This is a genomic window from Massilia alkalitolerans DSM 17462 (assembly GCF_000427785.1).
Classification (GTDB): domain Bacteria; phylum Pseudomonadota; class Gammaproteobacteria; order Burkholderiales; family Burkholderiaceae_D; genus Telluria; species Telluria alkalitolerans.
The window spans coordinates 177,006-193,306 of record NZ_ATYR01000005.1 but is presented as its reverse complement, the minus strand read 5'-3'; the positions used below and the strand labels follow the sequence as shown (position 1 = coordinate 193,306).

At 65.2% G+C, this 16,301-nt stretch carries 14 protein-coding genes; 7 read left to right on the top strand and 7 right to left on the bottom strand.

Translation table 11 applies throughout. The features are described 5' to 3' along the window. Position 1: 1 nt before the first annotated feature. The 3 genes from YWC_RS0107760 to fumC form a co-directional block, all read right to left on the bottom strand. On the bottom strand, positions 2-283 hold the full coding sequence (locus tag YWC_RS0107760) for a DUF883 family protein (RefSeq protein WP_027864855.1): 282 nt from the start codon (positions 281-283) through the stop codon (positions 2-4). Positions 284-429: 146 nt separating this feature from the next. Beyond that, positions 430-642: an RNA-binding S4 domain-containing protein gene (locus YWC_RS0107755; RefSeq protein ID WP_027864854.1), complete on the bottom strand. Its 213-nt coding sequence runs from the start codon at positions 640-642 to the stop codon at positions 430-432. Positions 643-692: 50 nt separating this feature from the next. Next, positions 693-2,090 carry a class II fumarate hydratase gene (fumC, locus tag YWC_RS0107750; RefSeq protein WP_027864853.1) on the bottom strand — a complete coding sequence of 466 codons (1,398 nt, stop codon included), beginning with the start codon at positions 2,088-2,090 and terminating at the stop codon, positions 693-695. Positions 2,091-2,198: 108 nt separating this feature from the next. On the opposite strand from fumC, the gene YWC_RS28705 reads away from it, so the two are divergent. Continuing rightward, positions 2,199-3,197, top strand: a complete 999-nt coding sequence (locus YWC_RS28705; protein ID WP_027864852.1) for a FimV/HubP-related protein — start codon at positions 2,199-2,201, stop codon at positions 3,195-3,197. A 355-nt stretch (positions 3,198-3,552) separates the two neighbouring features. Continuing rightward, the gene (locus tag YWC_RS0107740) at positions 3,553-4,503 is read left to right on the top strand and encodes an HDOD domain-containing protein (protein ID WP_027864851.1); all 951 of its coding nucleotides are present in this window, start codon (positions 3,553-3,555) and stop codon (positions 4,501-4,503) included. 56 nt (positions 4,504-4,559) lie between these two features. On the opposite strand, the gene YWC_RS0107735 is transcribed toward YWC_RS0107740, so the two are convergent. Further along, positions 4,560-4,841, bottom strand: coding sequence for a flagellar protein FliT (locus tag YWC_RS0107735; protein ID WP_027864850.1), 282 nt, complete (start codon positions 4,839-4,841; stop codon positions 4,560-4,562). 271 nt (positions 4,842-5,112) lie between these two features. On the opposite strand from YWC_RS0107735, the gene YWC_RS28700 reads away from it, so the two are divergent. From YWC_RS28700 to YWC_RS0107715, 4 genes are all read left to right on the top strand, one after another. Continuing rightward, the gene (locus tag YWC_RS28700; protein WP_084416349.1) at positions 5,113-7,746 is read left to right on the top strand and encodes a M1 family metallopeptidase; all 2,634 of its coding nucleotides are present in this window, start codon (positions 5,113-5,115) and stop codon (positions 7,744-7,746) included. 34 nt (positions 7,747-7,780) lie between these two features. Next, positions 7,781-9,835 carry a M13 family metallopeptidase gene (locus YWC_RS0107725; protein ID WP_027864849.1) on the top strand — a complete coding sequence of 685 codons (2,055 nt, stop codon included), beginning with the start codon at positions 7,781-7,783 and terminating at the stop codon, positions 9,833-9,835. 207 nt (positions 9,836-10,042) lie between these two features. Then, on the top strand, positions 10,043-10,660 hold the full coding sequence (locus YWC_RS0107720; RefSeq protein WP_027864848.1) for a class I SAM-dependent methyltransferase: 618 nt from the start codon (positions 10,043-10,045) through the stop codon (positions 10,658-10,660). Positions 10,661-10,732: 72 nt separating this feature from the next. Then, positions 10,733-10,909 (top strand): CsbD family protein, encoded by a 177-nt coding sequence (locus tag YWC_RS0107715; RefSeq protein ID WP_027864847.1) that lies wholly within the window; start codon positions 10,733-10,735, stop codon positions 10,907-10,909. Between the two features lie 55 nt (positions 10,910-10,964). On the opposite strand, the gene YWC_RS0107710 is transcribed toward YWC_RS0107715, so the two are convergent. Further along, entirely contained in the window at positions 10,965-12,047 is a 1,083-nt protein-coding gene (locus YWC_RS0107710; protein ID WP_027864846.1) for an AI-2E family transporter, read from the bottom strand. 178 nt (positions 12,048-12,225) lie between these two features. Between YWC_RS0107710 and YWC_RS0107705 the strand changes: the two genes are divergently transcribed. Continuing rightward, positions 12,226-12,429, top strand: a complete 204-nt coding sequence (locus tag YWC_RS0107705; protein ID WP_307175653.1) for a CsbD family protein — start codon at positions 12,226-12,228, stop codon at positions 12,427-12,429. 110 nt (positions 12,430-12,539) lie between these two features. Here YWC_RS0107705 and YWC_RS0107700 read toward each other — a convergent pair whose 3' ends face one another. Further along, on the bottom strand, positions 12,540-14,759 hold the full coding sequence (locus YWC_RS0107700; RefSeq protein ID WP_027864844.1) for a S9 family peptidase: 2,220 nt from the start codon (positions 14,757-14,759) through the stop codon (positions 12,540-12,542). Positions 14,760-14,832: 73 nt separating this feature from the next. Continuing rightward, on the bottom strand, positions 14,833-16,254 hold the full coding sequence (locus YWC_RS28695) for an MATE family efflux transporter (protein ID WP_036213566.1): 1,422 nt from the start codon (positions 16,252-16,254) through the stop codon (positions 14,833-14,835). Between the last annotated feature and the right edge of the window lie 47 nt (positions 16,255-16,301).

Here is a 16,301-nt window from a genome sequence, read left to right as displayed (position 1 = left end):
ACTAGTGAAAGGCGCGCAGGATGCGCTGCTCGCCGGTACGGTCGCAGTAACGCTCGTTGGCGGCGCGGGTGGCCGCCATCATGCGCTCGAGCTGGGCGTCTTCGAAACGCGCCAGTTCTTCGTTGGCCGCTTCCAGCGCCAGCGCCAGCTTGGCGCGCGCGTTCTGGTACAGCGCACTGGTGTAGTGGTCGGTATTTTTCAGCAGCTCTTCCGCATTCTCGATGACGAGACGCAGGTCTCCGATGAGCTGCTCCTGGGACTGGGCGCGGTTCGGGGTTTCCATGGCTTCACCTGTGGCCGGTTATATAAGTCGATCCTGATGACTTGAAATATAAACAAGGAAGCCCCGTTCTGTTTGTTAGGGCGCAAACATAAGCCCGCTGTTTTGCGCCACTTTTCGTGCCCGTTTCCCAGCCGTTCTGGTTGGGTTTATTGCACCCGGATCTGCACGTCGCCCACGGTCACGGTCTGGCCGCTGCGGATCTTCGCGGTCTTGCGCAGCTCCTGCTTGCCGTCGACCGACACCGCGCCGCTGGCGACCATGTTCTTGCCGGCGCCGCCGCTGTCGACCAGGCCGACCAGTTTCATCAACTGGTTGAGCTCGACGAACTCGGCGGTCAAATCGAAATCTATTTTTTGCATGCTGTCCTCGGGGAATTGAAAAGGGCACCTCCAGGTGCCCCGAAAAAGTTTTACTCGACCGTATCAGGCCGGGTCATGTCGATCGGCACGATCCACTCGTCGAACTGCTGCTCGGTGACGAAGCCGGATTGCAGGGCGGCCTGGCGCAGGGTCAGGCCGTCGTGCGACGCGGTCTTGGCGATCTGCGCGGCGCGATCATACCCGATGTGCGGGGCCAGTGCGGTCACCAGCATCAGCGATTTTTCCATCAGCTCGGCGATGCGGGCGTGGTTCGGCTCGATGCCCTGGGCGCAGTGCTCGTCGAAGGAGCGCATGCCGTCGGCCAGCAGGCGGGCACTCTGCAGGAAGTTATGGGCGATCATGGGCTTGAACACGTTCAGCTCGAAGTTGCCCTGCGAGCCGCCGACCGTGATCGCGACGTCGTTGCCGAAGACCTGGCAGCACAGCATGGTGAGCGCCTCGCACTGGGTCGGATTCACCTTGCCCGGCATGATCGAGCTGCCCGGCTCGTTCTCGGGAATCGTGATCTCGCCCAGGCCTGAGCGCGGGCCCGAGGCCATCCAGCGCACGTCGTTGGCGATCTTCATCAGGGCCGCGGCCAGGGTCTTGAAGGCGCCGTGGCTCGAAACCATGGCCTCGTGGCCGGCCAGCGCCATGAACTTGTTGGGCGCGCTCTTGAAGGACAGGCCCGTGCGCGAGCTGAGCTCGGCCGCGATGCGCGGCGCGAAGTCCGGGTGCGCGTTCAGGCCGGTGCCGACCGCCGTGCCGCCCGCCGCCAGGGCCAGCAGGCCGGGCAGGGTGGCGCGGATCGCGCTTTCCGCGAATTCCAGCTGGGCGACGTAGCCCGAGAATTCCTGGCCGAGGGTGAGCGGGGTGGCGTCCTGCAGGTGGGTGCGGCCGATCTTGACGATGCTCTCGAAGTCGCGCGACTTGCGCAGCAGCGTGGCGCGCAGCTGGCCGAGTGCCGGCAGCAGATTCTGGGCAACGGCAAGCGCCGCCGCCACGTGCATGGCGGTGGGGAAGATGTCGTTCGAGGACTGGCCCATGTTGACGTGGTCGTTCGGGTGCAACAGGCGCTTCTCGCCGCGCTCGCCTTTCAAGAGCTCGGAGCCACGGTTGGCCAGCACCTCGTTCATGTTCATGTTGCTCTGGGTGCCGGAGCCGGTCTGCCAGACCGCCAGCGGGAATTCCTGCGGATGACGGCCTTCCAGCACCTCGTCGGCGGCGCGGATGATGGCCTCGGCCTTGTCGCCCGGGAGCTTGCCGAGCGAGCGGTTCACCGCCGCGGCGGCGCGCTTGACCTGGGCCAGGGCAGCGACCAGTTCCGGCGCCAATCTCTCGGTCGAGATGTGGAAATGGTGGAGCGAACGCTGGGTCTGGGCGCCCCAGAGGCGGTCCGCGGGGACCTCGATCGGGCCGAAACTGTCCTTCTCAATCCTGTTTTCCATGGCTGTCCTGTGGGTGAAGGGTTGTAATTAAAGAGTTTAGCCGATTGTCCGTTAACTACGCTCAGGCTCTTCTACTTCCATCCTATGGCTTGCCGCCTTCCACTGATATTGACTTGCGCGCTGCTGGCCGGCGCTGCCCAGGCGGCCGAGCTCGGCGAACCGCGGGTGAGCTCCTTCCTCGGCCAGCCGCTGGTGGCCGACATCGAGCTCACCATGCTGGAAGACGCCGCCAACCCGGTCCAGGTGCGCCTGGCGCATCCGGACGTCTACCGCGGCGCCAATATCGGCATGCCGGCGGTGCTGTCCACGCTCCGGATGTCGGTGATGCGGCGCGACGGGCGCCAGTTCCTGCACCTCACCTCGCTCGGCAAGGTGGAGTCGGAGCACCTGCACCTGTACCTGGAGCTGGCCGACGGCGCGCAGCGCAGCGTGCGGCTGGCAACCCTGTGGCTGTCGCCGGATCCGAATCCGGCGCCGCCTCCGGTTCGGGTGGTGGCGCCTCCCGTCCCGGCCAAGGCGGCGCAGCCCGCGCCGCCGGTGGAGGCGGCGCCGAAGCCCGCCCCGGCCAGGCCGAAGCCCGCGCCCATCAAGCCGAAGCCGGCCCTCGTGCCGCCGGAGCCGGCCAGGCCGGCGCGCTTGACGCCTGAACCGGCCCCGGCCGGCGGCGCCTGCGCCCCGCAGCCCAGGGTGCAGGTGGATGCCTGCGTCGTGCTGGGGGCGAAGAATGCGATGCTGCGCGATCAGCTGGGCCAGCTCGAAGACAAGGTGAAGCTGCTGCAGGTGGCGGCGGGCGCCGCGCCGGCTTCAAGCCTGCAAACGCCGGTGGCGCCGCAGCAGCAGGTGCACCCGCTGAAGAAGAAAAAGCCGGAACCGCCGCCGGAAGAGGGCTCGCCCTGGCTGCTGGCGGCGCTTGGCGCCGGCGTGCTGGCGCTGCTCGCGGGGCTGGTGTTCGCGCTGCGCGCCAGGCGGGCGGCAGGGCGCGCAGAAGGGCCCCGCGTCGGCTTGGGCGCACGCATCAAGGCGCGCCTGGGACGCAAGCCGCTGCCTGTCTCGACGCGCGAACCGACCCTGGACGAGCCCGCACACAACTCGTCTACACAAGCTTAAAATTTTTGCTATACTCATTCCGTGGTCGCGAGATCACAAACGGCACAGAGGCCTGGCGCAGCCACCACCGATAGCGTGGCGCGGAAAGCAGGCAGACGTTGAAGAAACGCCTGTGTCCGGAAGCGGTTCGCGTGTCGACTGAGACAGCGAACGCCGGATGCAACCGGCAAGAGGCGACGCCAGGAGATACCTGGTGATCGCTCTCCCCGATTCCGTGGCCGAGCCTTCTGCTCGGGCACATGCCAAAGCGCCTGCGGGCGCTTTTGTCTTTTCAGGACTTCCATTCGCAGTCCATGCGTTTTGCATGGTGGGCCTTGGGCTACAATCGCACCTGCAGCACAGACCCTGGCGGACTATGAAGAACTGGATCAATCGTTTACTGAGCGGCGCGGAACCCCAGGTGGCCACGCCCGAGGAGCCGGGCGGCGGCACCGACCATGCCGCGACCGACGCCCTGTATTACCTCTGGCTGGCTGGCCCGGCAAGGTTCGACGCGCCGCTGGAGACCGAGCGCCTGATCCTCGAGCAGGTGCGCACGCTGGCGCAGAACCCGGCCATCGCGGCCGAGCTGGTGCCGCGGGTCCCGGAACTGATCCCCAGGCTGCTGCGCAGCATGCGCGACGAGAGCATCAGCACGGGCGAGCTGGCCGGCCAGGTGGCCGAAGACGTGGTGCTGGTGGCCGAAGTGCTGCGCGAGGCCAACAGCGCCTATTACCGTCCCGTCACCCCGATCAAGACCCTGGACGCCGCCATCATGCTGCTCGGGCAGAACGGCTTGCGCATGCTGCTGGCGCGGGTTGCCTTCCGGCCCATCATCAGGCTGCACGAGGCGGGCTTTGCCCGCCGTGCGGCGCCGCTGGTATGGAACCATTCCGAAAAATGCGCGGTGGCGGCCAGCCTGATGGCTTCGGCGGTGGCGGCCGACATCTTCGAATCCTGCCTGGCGGGGCTGATGCAGGATGTCGGGCTGATCGTCGCCTTCCGCCTTAGCGACCGCATCTGCCAGAACGGCAAGGTGCCGGCCTCTGAAGCCTTCGGGGTGGAACTGCTGGCGCGCAGCCGGCAGCTGTCGGCGGTCATCGCCAGGCATTGGGATTTCCCGGACAAGGTGGCCGAGGCGATCGCCGGGGCCGGCGAACCGGATGGCCCGAACCTGGCGCAGGCGCTGGCGCAGGGGGATCATATCGCCAAGCTGCGGCTCTTGATCGATGCCGGGAAGCTGGCCGAGGACGACGCGCTCGTCACGGAAGGGCTCAACAGTTACCAGCGCCGCTGCCTGGGCAAGCTGAGCAACCTGGAATCGTAGCCAGGCCACCAAAGAAAAAGGCACCCGCAGGTGCCTTCTCTTGGGAATTCTATTAATCAGTGCGCGCACATCGCGCGGTCCAGCTGCCCCATCCAGGGTTCGGTCACGTCGCGAATCGCGCGGTCATTGGCCATCAGCTGCTTGAGCAGGTCGATCTTGCGCTGGCGCTTGGCGCCTTCCAGTGCCGGCACGCCGCCGATCGCGGCCCCTGCGGCCACCGCCGCCTGCACGTTCAGCTTGTCGAAACCGGTCCAGTCGCCAGCCTCGGCGGCGCCCTTCATCTGGCTGCTGAGGCCAGTGAGGTTTTCGTACATCGAGAGGACGTCGTTCGAGGTCATGTTGGCACCAAGGCAATGAACGCCGGCCGGATTGCCGGGTATCTAAGGCATTTACGGATGGGCTTTCAGGAACTTTAGGGTAATTTGAAAAAAATTTCGGATTTTTTCGAATGCCTCCGCCATTCCCCGGTTTCCGCAGTCTGGCTCCGTTTTTTGCAGTCTGTCGCAATCCGGGCGCAGGCGGCGCCCGGCTTTCTTACAGTGCGTGCTGGGTTCTTGCGCCGTCGCGCGCAGGAACCACTCAATAAAAACAGATTCGAGAGAGAGACTTATGAGAGACATGCCAGTCGCCCGGGCTCGCAAAGCCACGGCCGCGCTTGCGTTGGCCCTGGGCGCCGCGACGGCGCAGGCCGAGGCGCCGTTTTCTTTCGCGGCAACGCCGGGCAAGCTGCCGAAGGACGTGGTGCCGCTGCAGTACGACGCCCACATCGTGCCGGACGTCGCCGCCAACAGCTTCCGCGGCACCCAGACGGTCGAGATCGAGGTCCTGAAGCCGACCTCGACCATCATGCTGAACGCCGACAACATGCAGATCGATTCGGCCAGCTTGACGGGCAAGAATATCGGCAAGCTGAAGCTCGACCCCATCCTCGACAAGAAGCAGCAGACCCTGCGCTTCGAGCTGTCCCAGCCGCTGGCGCCGGGCAAGTACGCGCTGGCGCTGGCCTTTCGCGGCCAGATCAACCGCGAAGGGCGCGGCCTGTTCTACGTGAACTACAAGGCGGGCGGCCAGGACAGGAAGCTGATCGCCACCACCATGGCGCCGACCGACGCCCGCCGCATGCTCCCGACCTGGGACGAACCCGCCTTCCGCGCCCGCTTCAGGCTCACCGTCGACGTGCCGGGCAACTTCAAGGCCTACTCCACCACCCCGATCGACAAGCGCGAAGACCTCGCCGGCGGCATGCAGCGCATCAGCTTCGGCAACACCCCGAAGATGCCGAGCTACCTGGTGGTGCTGGTGGCCGGTGAGCTCGAGCGTCTGTCCGCCAAGGAGGATGGCGTCGACATCGGCATCGTGACGACCGAAGGCAAGCTCGGCTCGGCCACCTTCGCGCTGGGGGCTACGCGCGACCTGCTGCGCTACTTCAACAACTACTTCGGTATCCCGTACCCGCTGCCCAAGCTGGACCAGATCGCGATCCCGGGCGGTTTCAACGGCGCCATGGAAAACTGGGGCGCGGTCGTCTACAACGAGCCGACCCTGCTGTACGACCCGAAGAAGAGCCCGGAGAAGGTCAAGAAATTCACCTTCAACATCAACGCCCACGAGCTGGCGCACCAGTGGTTCGGCAATCTGGTGACGATGGCCTGGTGGGATAATCTGTGGCTCAACGAAGGCTTCGCTTCGTGGATGGCGACCAAAGCCACCCATCACTTCCACCCCGAATGGCGCCCCTACCTGGAGGGCATGGCCGAGCGCGAATACGTGATGAACCTGGACGCGCGCAAGACCACCCACCCGATCCAGACCCCGATCGAGACCGAGGAGCAGGCCGCCGCGGCCTTCGACGCCATCACCTACCTGAAGGGCGAGGCTTTCCTGCGCATGCTGGAAGCCTACCTGGGCGAATCGGCCTTCCGCAAGGGCATGCGCGCCTACATGGCGAAGCACCAGTATTCGAATACGACGTCCGCCGACCTGTGGGCCGCGCTGGAAAAGGCCTCCGGCAAGCCGGTCGGGAAGCTGGCCTCGGACTGGACCCTGCAGCCGGGCTTTCCCTTGATCCGCGTCGAGCAGGCCTGCGAGGAGGGCAGGCGCAAGGTGACGCTGTCGCAGGAGCAGTACCGCCTCGACGAGCCGCCCCGTGAAAAGCGCCTGTGGAACGTGCCTTTGCAGGTCGGCACCGTCAACGGCAAGGCCTGGACCACGCTGCTGTCGGGCCCGAGCACGACCATCAACCAGGGCGGCTGCGACGGCACCCTGGTGGTCGATCCGCACAGCGTCGGCTACTTCCGCGTGCAGTACGACCCGGCCAGCTTCCGCGCCCTGGCCGAGCAGGCGCCGCGCCTGCCGGACAGCACGCGCCTGAAGCTGCTGTCGGACACCTGGAGCTTCGCCTCGAACGGGCGCATGGGCCTGGAGGCCTACCTGGACCTGGTGCGCACGTACGGCGAGGAGCCGCGCGTGGCGGTCTGGGATGCGATCCTGTCCAACCTGCGCACGCTCGACTCGCTGGCGCGCGGCGAGCCGGAACAGGCCCTGATCCGCCGCTTCCTGATCGACTTCGCGCGCCCGAAGTTCGACAAGCTGGGCTGGGAAGAAAAGCCGGGGGAGACCGCCGAGGACGCCCAGCTGCGCGGCATGCTGGCGACGGCGCTGGCGCGGGCCGGCGACCGGCAGGCCATCGACGAGGGCAAGGCCAGGTTCGCGCGCTATGTGCAGGACCCTTCCTCGGTGCCGCCCTCGATGATCGACTTCGTCACCGGCACCGCCGGCCGCCATGCGGACAAGGCCACCTACGAGCTTCTTGCCGCGCGCGCCGCGAATGCCCCCACCAGCGAAGTACGCAACCGTCTTAATCGTGCCCTCGCCAGCGCCCAGGACCCGCAGCTGGCCGCGCGCACCCTGCAGTCGCTCCTGTCGCCGCATACCCCGCCGGACCTGGTGCCCTATATTATCGGTGGCGTCGCCGGCGAGCACCTCGACCAGACCTGGCAGTTCGCCATCGCCAACCGCGACGCGCTGCTGGCCAATATGGAAGCGCTGGGCCGCAACAGCCTGTTCGCCAGCATCGTCGCTTCCTCCAGCAATTCGGCGCATGCGGAGATGATGGAAGCGTACATGCGCAAGAACTTCGGTCCGGATGGCGTTGTCGAAGCCGAACGCGTCGGCAACGGCGTGCGCATCCGCGCCGACCAGAAAGCGCGCCTGTTACCGCAGGTCCGCGCCGCCCTGCAATAAAGAGCAAACACCACTTTCACAAGAAGGGAAGCGAATGAAAACCAGCTGGACTCCGATCAAGACTGCCGTCACCCTGGCGCTGTGCGGCGCATTTGCCATGGCTCCATCCTATGCCGCAGAGCAAAGCGCCGCCGCCGTGGCGCCCGCCAAGCCGGCCGGCGCCGTCATGCTGCCGGGCGACGATTTCTATGCCTACGCCAACGGCGAGTGGATGGCCAGGACCGAGATCCCGGCCGACCGCGGTTCCTGGGGCTCGATGGCCGTGCTGGCCGAAGACACCAATGCCCGCATCGTCAAGCTGATCGAAGACGCGGCGGCCAGCAAGTCCGCCAGTCCCGAGGCGCGCAAGGTGGCCGACTTCTACACGGCCTGGATGAACGAGGCGGCGATCGAATCGGCCGGCCTGGCCGCGCTCAAGCCGCGCCTGGATAGAATCGAGGCGATGGAGGACCGCGCCGCGCTCTCGCGCGTGCTGGGCGAATTCCTGCGTGCCGACGTCGACCCGCTGAACGCGACCAACTTCAACACCCCGAACCTGTTCGGCGTGTGGTTCAACCAGGGTCTGACCGACCCGTCGCGCAACCTGCCCTACCTGCTGCAGGGCGGCATCGGCCTGCCGGACCGCGCCTACTACCTCGACAACAGCCCGAAGATGGCCGAGCTGCGCACCAAGTACCAGCAGTACATCGCGGCCATGCTGAAACTGGCCGGCTACGACAGGGCCGATGAGCGTGCGGCGAAGATCTTCGCGCTGGAGTCAAGACTGGCCGAAAGCCACGCTTCGCGCGAAGAGTCGGCCGACATCCAGAAAGCCAACAATACCTGGACCATGAAAGACTTCGCCGCAAAAGCGCCGGGCATGGACTGGAACGCCTTCATGAAGGGCGCGCGCCTGGCTGGCCAGGACCGCTTCATCGCCTACCACCCGGGCGCACTCAAGGGCGCCGCCGAGCAGGTGGCCGCCACCGACCTGGGCACCTGGAAGGACTACCTGGCCTTCCACAGCCTGAACCAGTTCGCCAGCACGCTGCCGAAAGCCTATTCCGACCTGCGCTTCGAGTTCTACGGCAAGGGCCTGACCGGCTCGCCGCAGCAGTCGCCGCGCTGGAAGCGCGCGCTGGCCGCCACCAATGGCGCGATGGACGAAGCCGTCGGCAAGATGTACGTCGCCAAGTACTTCCCGGCCGAGGACAAGGCGCGCATCCTGAAGATGGTCGCCGACATCAAGACCGCCTTCGAGCGCCGCATCGACAAGCTCGACTGGATGGCGCCGTCGACCCGCACCCAGGCCAAGGAAAAGGTGCGCACCATGTACGTGGGCGTGGGCTATCCGGATGCGTGGAAGTCCTACGACGGCCTGAAGGTCTCGCCGAACGATGCGCTGGGCAACGTGATGCGCGCGCAGGAATTCCACTACACCCAGCAGCTCGCCAAGCTCAAGCAGAAGCCGAAGAAAACCGAATGGGCCATGCCGCCGCAGCTGGTCAATGCCGTGAACCTGCCGCTGCAGAACGCGCTGAACTTCCCGGCCGCGATCCTGCAGCCGCCGTTCTATGATTCAAAAGCATCGGACGCGCACAACTACGGCGCGATCGGCTCGGTGATCGGCCACGAGATCAGCCACAGCTTCGACGACATGGGCGCCCAGTTCGACGCCCGGGGCCGCTTGCGCGACTGGTGGACCAAGGAGGACCTGGCCCACTTCAAGAAGGCCTCGCAGAAGCTGGTGGAGCAGTACAACGCCTATAAACCCTTCGACGACCTGGCCATCAACGGCCAGCTGACGCTGAGCGAGAACCTGTCCGACCTGGCCGGCCTGGCCGCAGCCTACGACGCGTTCAAGGTCTCGCCGAGCGGCAAAGGTACGGGTGCGGAAGCGGACCGTGAGTTCTTCACTGGTTTCGCCCAGAGCTGGCGCACCAAGATGCGCGAAGCCTCGCTGCGCCGCAACGTGCTGACCGACGGCCACTCGCCGGGCCAGTACCGCACCTATACCGTGCGCAATCTGGATGCCTGGTACAAGGCCTTCGACGTGCAGCCGGGACAGAAGCTGTACCTGGCGCCGGAGCAGCGCGTGCGGGTCTGGTGATAGGAGAGGGCAGGACCGTAGTAACGCTGACCTCGCCACAAGCCTATGAGCCGTCGTTCCGGCGAAGGCCGGAACCCAATTTTCGACGAGTCGTCGAAAAGCATGCGTTAGCTGTAACGCACGCAAACTTGGGTCCTGGCCTTCGCCGGGACGACGTGCAAACGGTGCTGACTCGCGGTGAAGTACGATTAGGCCGATAATGCCGTCATGAACTCCGACGACATCTCCCGCCGTACCCTTGCTCACTACGAGCACAACGCCGACGCCTTCTTCGCCGGCACCATCGACCACGACGTCAGCCAGAACATCGATGCCTTGCTGGGCGCGATCGAGACCCCGGCGCCCTGGACGATCCTCGACCTCGGCTGCGGCCCGGGCCGTGACCTCAAGACCTTCACCAGCCTGGGCCACAAGGCCATCGGCCTGGACGGCAGCGCCCGTTTCGCCGAGATGGCCCGCAGCTACAGCGGCTGCGAAGTCTGGCACCAGGATTTCCTGCACCTCGACCTGCCGCCGGCCATGTTCGACGGCATCTTTGCCAATGCCTCGCTGTTCCACGTCCCCAGCGCCGAACTGGCCGGCGTGCTGGCGCAGCTCTACGGCGCCCTGAAACCGGGCGGCGTCCTGTTCAGCTCCAACCCGCGCGGCGACAACCGTGAAGGCTGGAACGGCCCGCGCTACAGCAGCTACCACGACTACGACACCTGGGAGCGCTTCCTGACTGCAGCGGGTTTTACGCCACTGCATCATTACTACCGCCCGGCCGGCTTGCCGCGCGAGCAGCAGCCCTGGCTGGCCAGCGTCTGGCGCAAGCCAGTGTGTTAACTGGCGAACAGAACGCCCCGCTCATCGCGCCTATGGTGGGACCTCGCTTCACAACCGAAGAGGGTGACTGACATGAACGACGATCAAATCAAAGGCAAGGCCAAGGACATCGGCGGCAAGATCCAGGAGAAGGTCGGCGAAGCCGTCGGCAATCGCCAGGCCCAGCGCGAAGGCGTGTCCAACCAGGCCGAAGGCAAGGTGCAGGAAAAGGTTGGCGATGTAAAAGACATCGTCAAGGGCAACCGCTAAACCTTGCCGCCACCATGAAAAAGCCGCGCACCGCGCGGCTTTTTCTTTTGAGCATTTAACTTCGCTTCTGGGCCGGGCGGTCGCCCAGCACGTCTTCGATATAGAGCATCTTGACCAGCACCGCCAGCCCGGCCGCCAGCGGCGTCGCCAGCGCCACCCCGGCAAAGCCGAACAGGGTGCCGAAGACCAATTGCATGACCACGACCAGGGCCGGCGGCAGGTCCACCGCCCGGGCTTCGATGAGCGGCTGCAGCACATAGCCTTCGACCAGCTGGATGCCGGTGAACAGCAGCACCGTGTACAGCGCCAGCTCCGGGCTGATCGACAGCGCCAGCAGCACCGCTGGTATGCCGGCCATGATCGGGCCCAGGTAGGGGATGAAGTCGAGCAGGCCGGCAATAATGCCGAGGATCAGCGCCAGCGGCACGCCCAGCATGGACAGGCCGATCGAGGTGGCGATGCCGACGATCAGCATCGAGGCTGCCTTGCCCAGCAGCCAGCTCGCCAGCGTCTGCCCGAGTTCCTGCTGCACTTCCCGGGCGCGGGGGCGTTTGCTTTGCGGCACGAGCCGGATGGCGCCATTGGTGTACAGCTGCGGCGATGCGGCGAAATAGATGCCGACGAAAATGATGATGATCACGTTGCCGATGGCGCCGAGCACGCCGCCGAAGAACAGCCCCGCATTCGGCACCATGTTGCCCATCTGCTTGACGATCTGTTCCGGCGGCGGCAGTTCGCTGGCGACACGCTTGAGCAGCGGATGCTGCTGCACCGCGGTTTGCAGCCGCTCGACAGCGGCCGGGATTTCCTTGGCCAGCTTGCTCGACTGCTCGGAAATCTGAGGCGCCATGGCCCAGCTGCCGAGGCCGATGATGGCCGCCAGCGCCAGCACCACGATGCTCAGCGCCCACTTGCGCTTCATGTGCAAGCGGCGCGCCATGATCTCGCTTAGCTTGTAGAGCAGGATGGCGCACAGGATGCAGGCGAAGACCAGTAGCAGGGCATCGGCGGCCAGCACGATGGCGGCGGCAAGCGCGATGAACAGGATGGCCAGGCCATTGATGATCGTCACCCGCTTGGCAAGGCGGCGCTGAGTTTGCGGCGGGTCGGAAGCATGTTCCTGGTGTTGTTCGGTCATGGCATCAGCCTTTCAGCGGGAAGGTCGTGTTGACAAAAGATTAGCATTGCCAGTGTCTTGACGTCGCGCAAATGCTGACATTTGTGCAATGTGCGGACGCGAACAGAAGCGGTGCTCACGCTGCCGTATTCTGTACCCATGCATGGCCATCCGGACATGTCAACTCAAGGAGAAGACCATGATCAACAAGAACCAAGTTGAAGGCAAACTGAAAGAAATCGGTGGCAAGATCCAAGAAGAATTCGGTGATGCGATCGACAGCCCAACGCAGGAAGCCAAGGGCAAGGCGACCAAGGTCGAAGGCAAGGTCCAGAAGGCCGCCGGCGATACCCAGGAGCACGTGGAAGAGAAACTGGACGACGTCGCACGCCGCCCGCACTAATCCGCTTTTACGCTTCGTGAACGGCCGCCCGAGGGCGGCTGTTGTCGTTCACGTCGCAAAAAAAGCAGCCGCCCAGAAGGCGGCTGCTTTCACTTGGCAGAACGAGCAGCTTACTTCGCCGCCGTCCCACCCAGGTTCTTCTTGAAGAAGGCTTCGATCATCCCATACACGTGACGCTGGTTGACCTTGCCCGAAATGCCGTGCTTGGCGCCCGGATAGGTCATCAGGTCGAACTGCACGTTACGCTTCACCAGCTCGTCGATCAGGCGCGTGGTGTTGGTGAACAGCACGTTATCGTCGGCCATGCCGTGGATCAGGAGCAGGGGCGACTTCATGCCGTCCAGGTGGGCGAACACACCGCTGCGCTCGTAGGCCTTCGGATCCGATTTCGGGGTGCCGCCCACATAACGCTCGGTGTAGTGGGTGTCGTACAGCGCCCAGTCGGTCACCGGGGCCACCGACACGCCCATTGCGATCTTGTCCGATGCCGCCGACAGCAGGCGCAGGGTCATGAAGCCGCCGTAGCTCCAGCCGAACACGCCGATGCGCTTCGGATCGACGAAGCTTTGCTGGGCCAGCCAGTCGATGCCGGTCACCTGGTCTTCCACTTCGACCGAGCCGAGATTGCCGTAGAGGGCGTCGGTGAAGACGCGCTCGCGGCGGCCCGAGCCGCGGTTATCCAGGCGGAACACCACGAAGCCCTGCTGCGCCATGTACTGGTCAAAATAATTGCCCCAGGCGCGGGTCACGCGCTGCGAGTGCGGGCCGCCGTAGGTGAACAGGAACACCGGGTAGCGCTTGGCTGGGTCGAAGCCGGCCGGCTTGATGATCGAGTAGTGCAGGGTCTGGCCGTCCTTGGCCTTCATCGTGCCGTACTCGGTCGGCAGGTGGTCCGGCATGTACTTGGCGTACGGGTGGTTCGCGTTCAGCTCGTTCTTTTCCAGCCATTCCACCATGGTGCCGTCGGCGCGGCGGATCGACACCTGCGGCGGCGTGGTCGGGTTCGAGTAGGTATCGACGAAGATCTTGCCGTTGCCTGCGAACGCAGCCTCATGCCAGCCGTCGCCGGCTGTGATGCGCACCGGGTTGGCGGCATTGCTGCCGTCCAGCTTGAGCGCGTAGGTCTGCTTGTCGATCATCGCGTCCTTGCTCGACGAGATGTAGACGCGGCCGCCGGCCTCGTCGACCGCCAGGACGCTGTCCACGCCCCATTCGCCTTTCGACAGCGGGACCTGCAGCTTGCCGTCCAGGCCGTACAGGTAGAGGTGCTTGCGGCCGCTGCGTTCCGACGCCCAGATGAAGGCCTTCTTGTTCTTCAGGAAGCGCAGGTCGTTGTGGATTTCGACCCAGGTCTTCGAGGTCTCGGTGAGCAGCGGGCGCTGGGCCAGGGTGTCGACGTCGACGGCGATCAGGTCGAGGCGCTTCTGGTCGCGCGTCTGGCGCTGGTAGACCAGGGTCTTGGCGTCGGCGCTGAAGTCGGCGCGCACCAGGTAGATGTCCTTCTCGGCACCCAGGTCCACCTTGCGCTGCTGGCCGGTGGCCGGGTTCACGATCATCAGCTCGATCAGCACGTTCGGGTCGCCCGCAGCCGGGTAGTGCTGGTCGATCACTTCGGTGCGGTCGGCGAAGATCTCGAAGCGGCGCGCCACCGGCACCGGCGCTTCGTCGTAGCGGCGGTAGGCGATCGCGGAATCGTCCGGCGCCCAGTAGTAGCCGGTATGCTGGTCCATCTCTTCCTGCGCGACGAATTCGGCTTCGCCGTTATGGATGCTGCCCTTGCCGTCGGTGGTCAGCTGGCGCTCGGCGCCGGTCTGCAGGTCGATCACGACCAGGTTCTGGTCGCGCACGAAGGAGACGTAGCGGCCCTTCGGCGAGATCTTCGGATCGGTGACGTTGCCCGATGCGACCTTGCGCGGCGCGTCAGGCTTGGCGGCGTCGATCAGGAACAGGTCGCCACCGATCGGCACCAGCAACTGCTTGCCGTCCGGCGACCAGTAATAATTGATGATGCCCGACAGGCCCGCGGTACGGGCGCGTTCGCGGCGTGCCTTCTCCTCGAGCGAGAGCTCCTCGTTCGGCACCAGGCGCTTGGAATCGACCAGGCGCTGGGTGCTCTTGGTCTTCATGTTGTATTCCCAGAGGTCCTGCTGGTACTGGTTGTCGGCACGGCCGCGCAGGAAGGTCACGCGTTCGCCGTCCGGCGAGACACGCAGGGTCTTCACGCTGGCGCCGGCCAGGGCCGGATCGCCGTAGATGCGGTCCAGCGTCAGGCGTTCAGCCGAAGCGGGAGCGGCCGCGAGAGCGGCCATAAGGAGCAGGAGAGGGCGCATGTAAATGTCTCTGGTATAAGTTAATTTGCGACAACTGCGGAACGATACCAGAGTCAGCCCCCAAAAGCTGTAATTACATAGCGGCCAAAGGCTGTTTTGCACCATCGCGGATGCGCTGGCGCGCCAGCTTCTCGAACGACCACGTGAGCAGCACGGCAGCCACCGTCAGCGCGACCACCAAGCCGATCCAGAAACCGGTGGTCGACATCGGCGCGGCCGGCGTCCACGGGAACCAGCTTGGGGCCAGTCCCAGGATGCAGCCGAGCGGCAGCGACACGCCCCAGAAGGCCAGCAGCTGGATGATCATCGGCGGGCGCGTGACCTGGTAGCCGCGGATTGCCGAGGCGGTGGCGACCTGGGTCGCATCGGACAGCTGGAACAGGGCCGCGAACAGCAGCAGGTGGGCGCAGGCGGCCTGCACCGCCGGATCGGAGGTATACGCGGCCGCGATCTCCCAGCGAAAGATGGCGATGCCCAGCGCCGACAGGGCGCCGAAGCTCACCGACATGCCGACACCGACCCAGCCGACGAAGCGGGCGCGCTCCGGATTGCCTTCGCCCATGGCCTGGCCGACGCGGGTCATCATGCCGATCGCGAAGCTCAGCGGCACCATGAACACCAGCGAGGAGAAATTCAGCGCGACCTGGTGCGCGGACACCGCCACCACGCCGAAGCGCGCCACGAGCAGGCTGATCAGGCCGAAAGCGCTGACCTCGGCGAAATAGGTGATGCCGATCGGCAGGCCGAGGCGCAGCATGGAACCGATGGCTTTCCAGTCCGGGCCTTCCCAGCCGGTGAACGGATACGTCATGCGATACGCGGGGGCATGCTTGATCCAGAGGATCATGGCGCCCAGCATCAACCAGATGCCTGCGGCGGTCGCAACCGCGCAGCCGACTGCTCCAAGCTGAGGGAAGCCCAGCTTGCCATACACCAGTACCCAGTTACCGAAGACGTTGAAGGTGAAACCAACGATGGCGATCCACATGATCGGCTTGGTCTGGTTGATGCTGGTGCTGTAGCCGTACAGGGCACGGAAACAGGCGAAGGCGGGCATGCCGATACTGACGACGTGCAAGTACATGGCAGCGCGGTCTGCAACGTGCTGTTCGAGCCCGACATGATCGAACAGCAAGGTACACAGGTTGGCAAACAGCATGGCGACCAGGCCGACCAATAAGCCCTTCCATAGCGCCTGGCGCACCGAATGCGGCACCTGGTCATAGCGCGCTGCGCCGATCTCGTGGGCGACCACCGTGTTGATCGCCATCATGGTCCCCATCACGGTGACCAGCACGATCGACCACACCGAGGTGCCGAGCGACACGGCAGCCAGTTCCTCGGCGCTGACGTGGCCGGTCATCGCCACGTCGGCCACGCCCATGCCCACGGTGGCCAGCTGGCCGACCAGCATCGGCCAGGACAGGCGCCACAGGGTGGAAATCTCGGTGCGTACCGGCGACGCGGCGGTGGATGGAGAAGCGGTGCTGGTCATGATGGATCTGGCGATGCTGGGAAACCCGCCATTCTACTGTCGAAAGG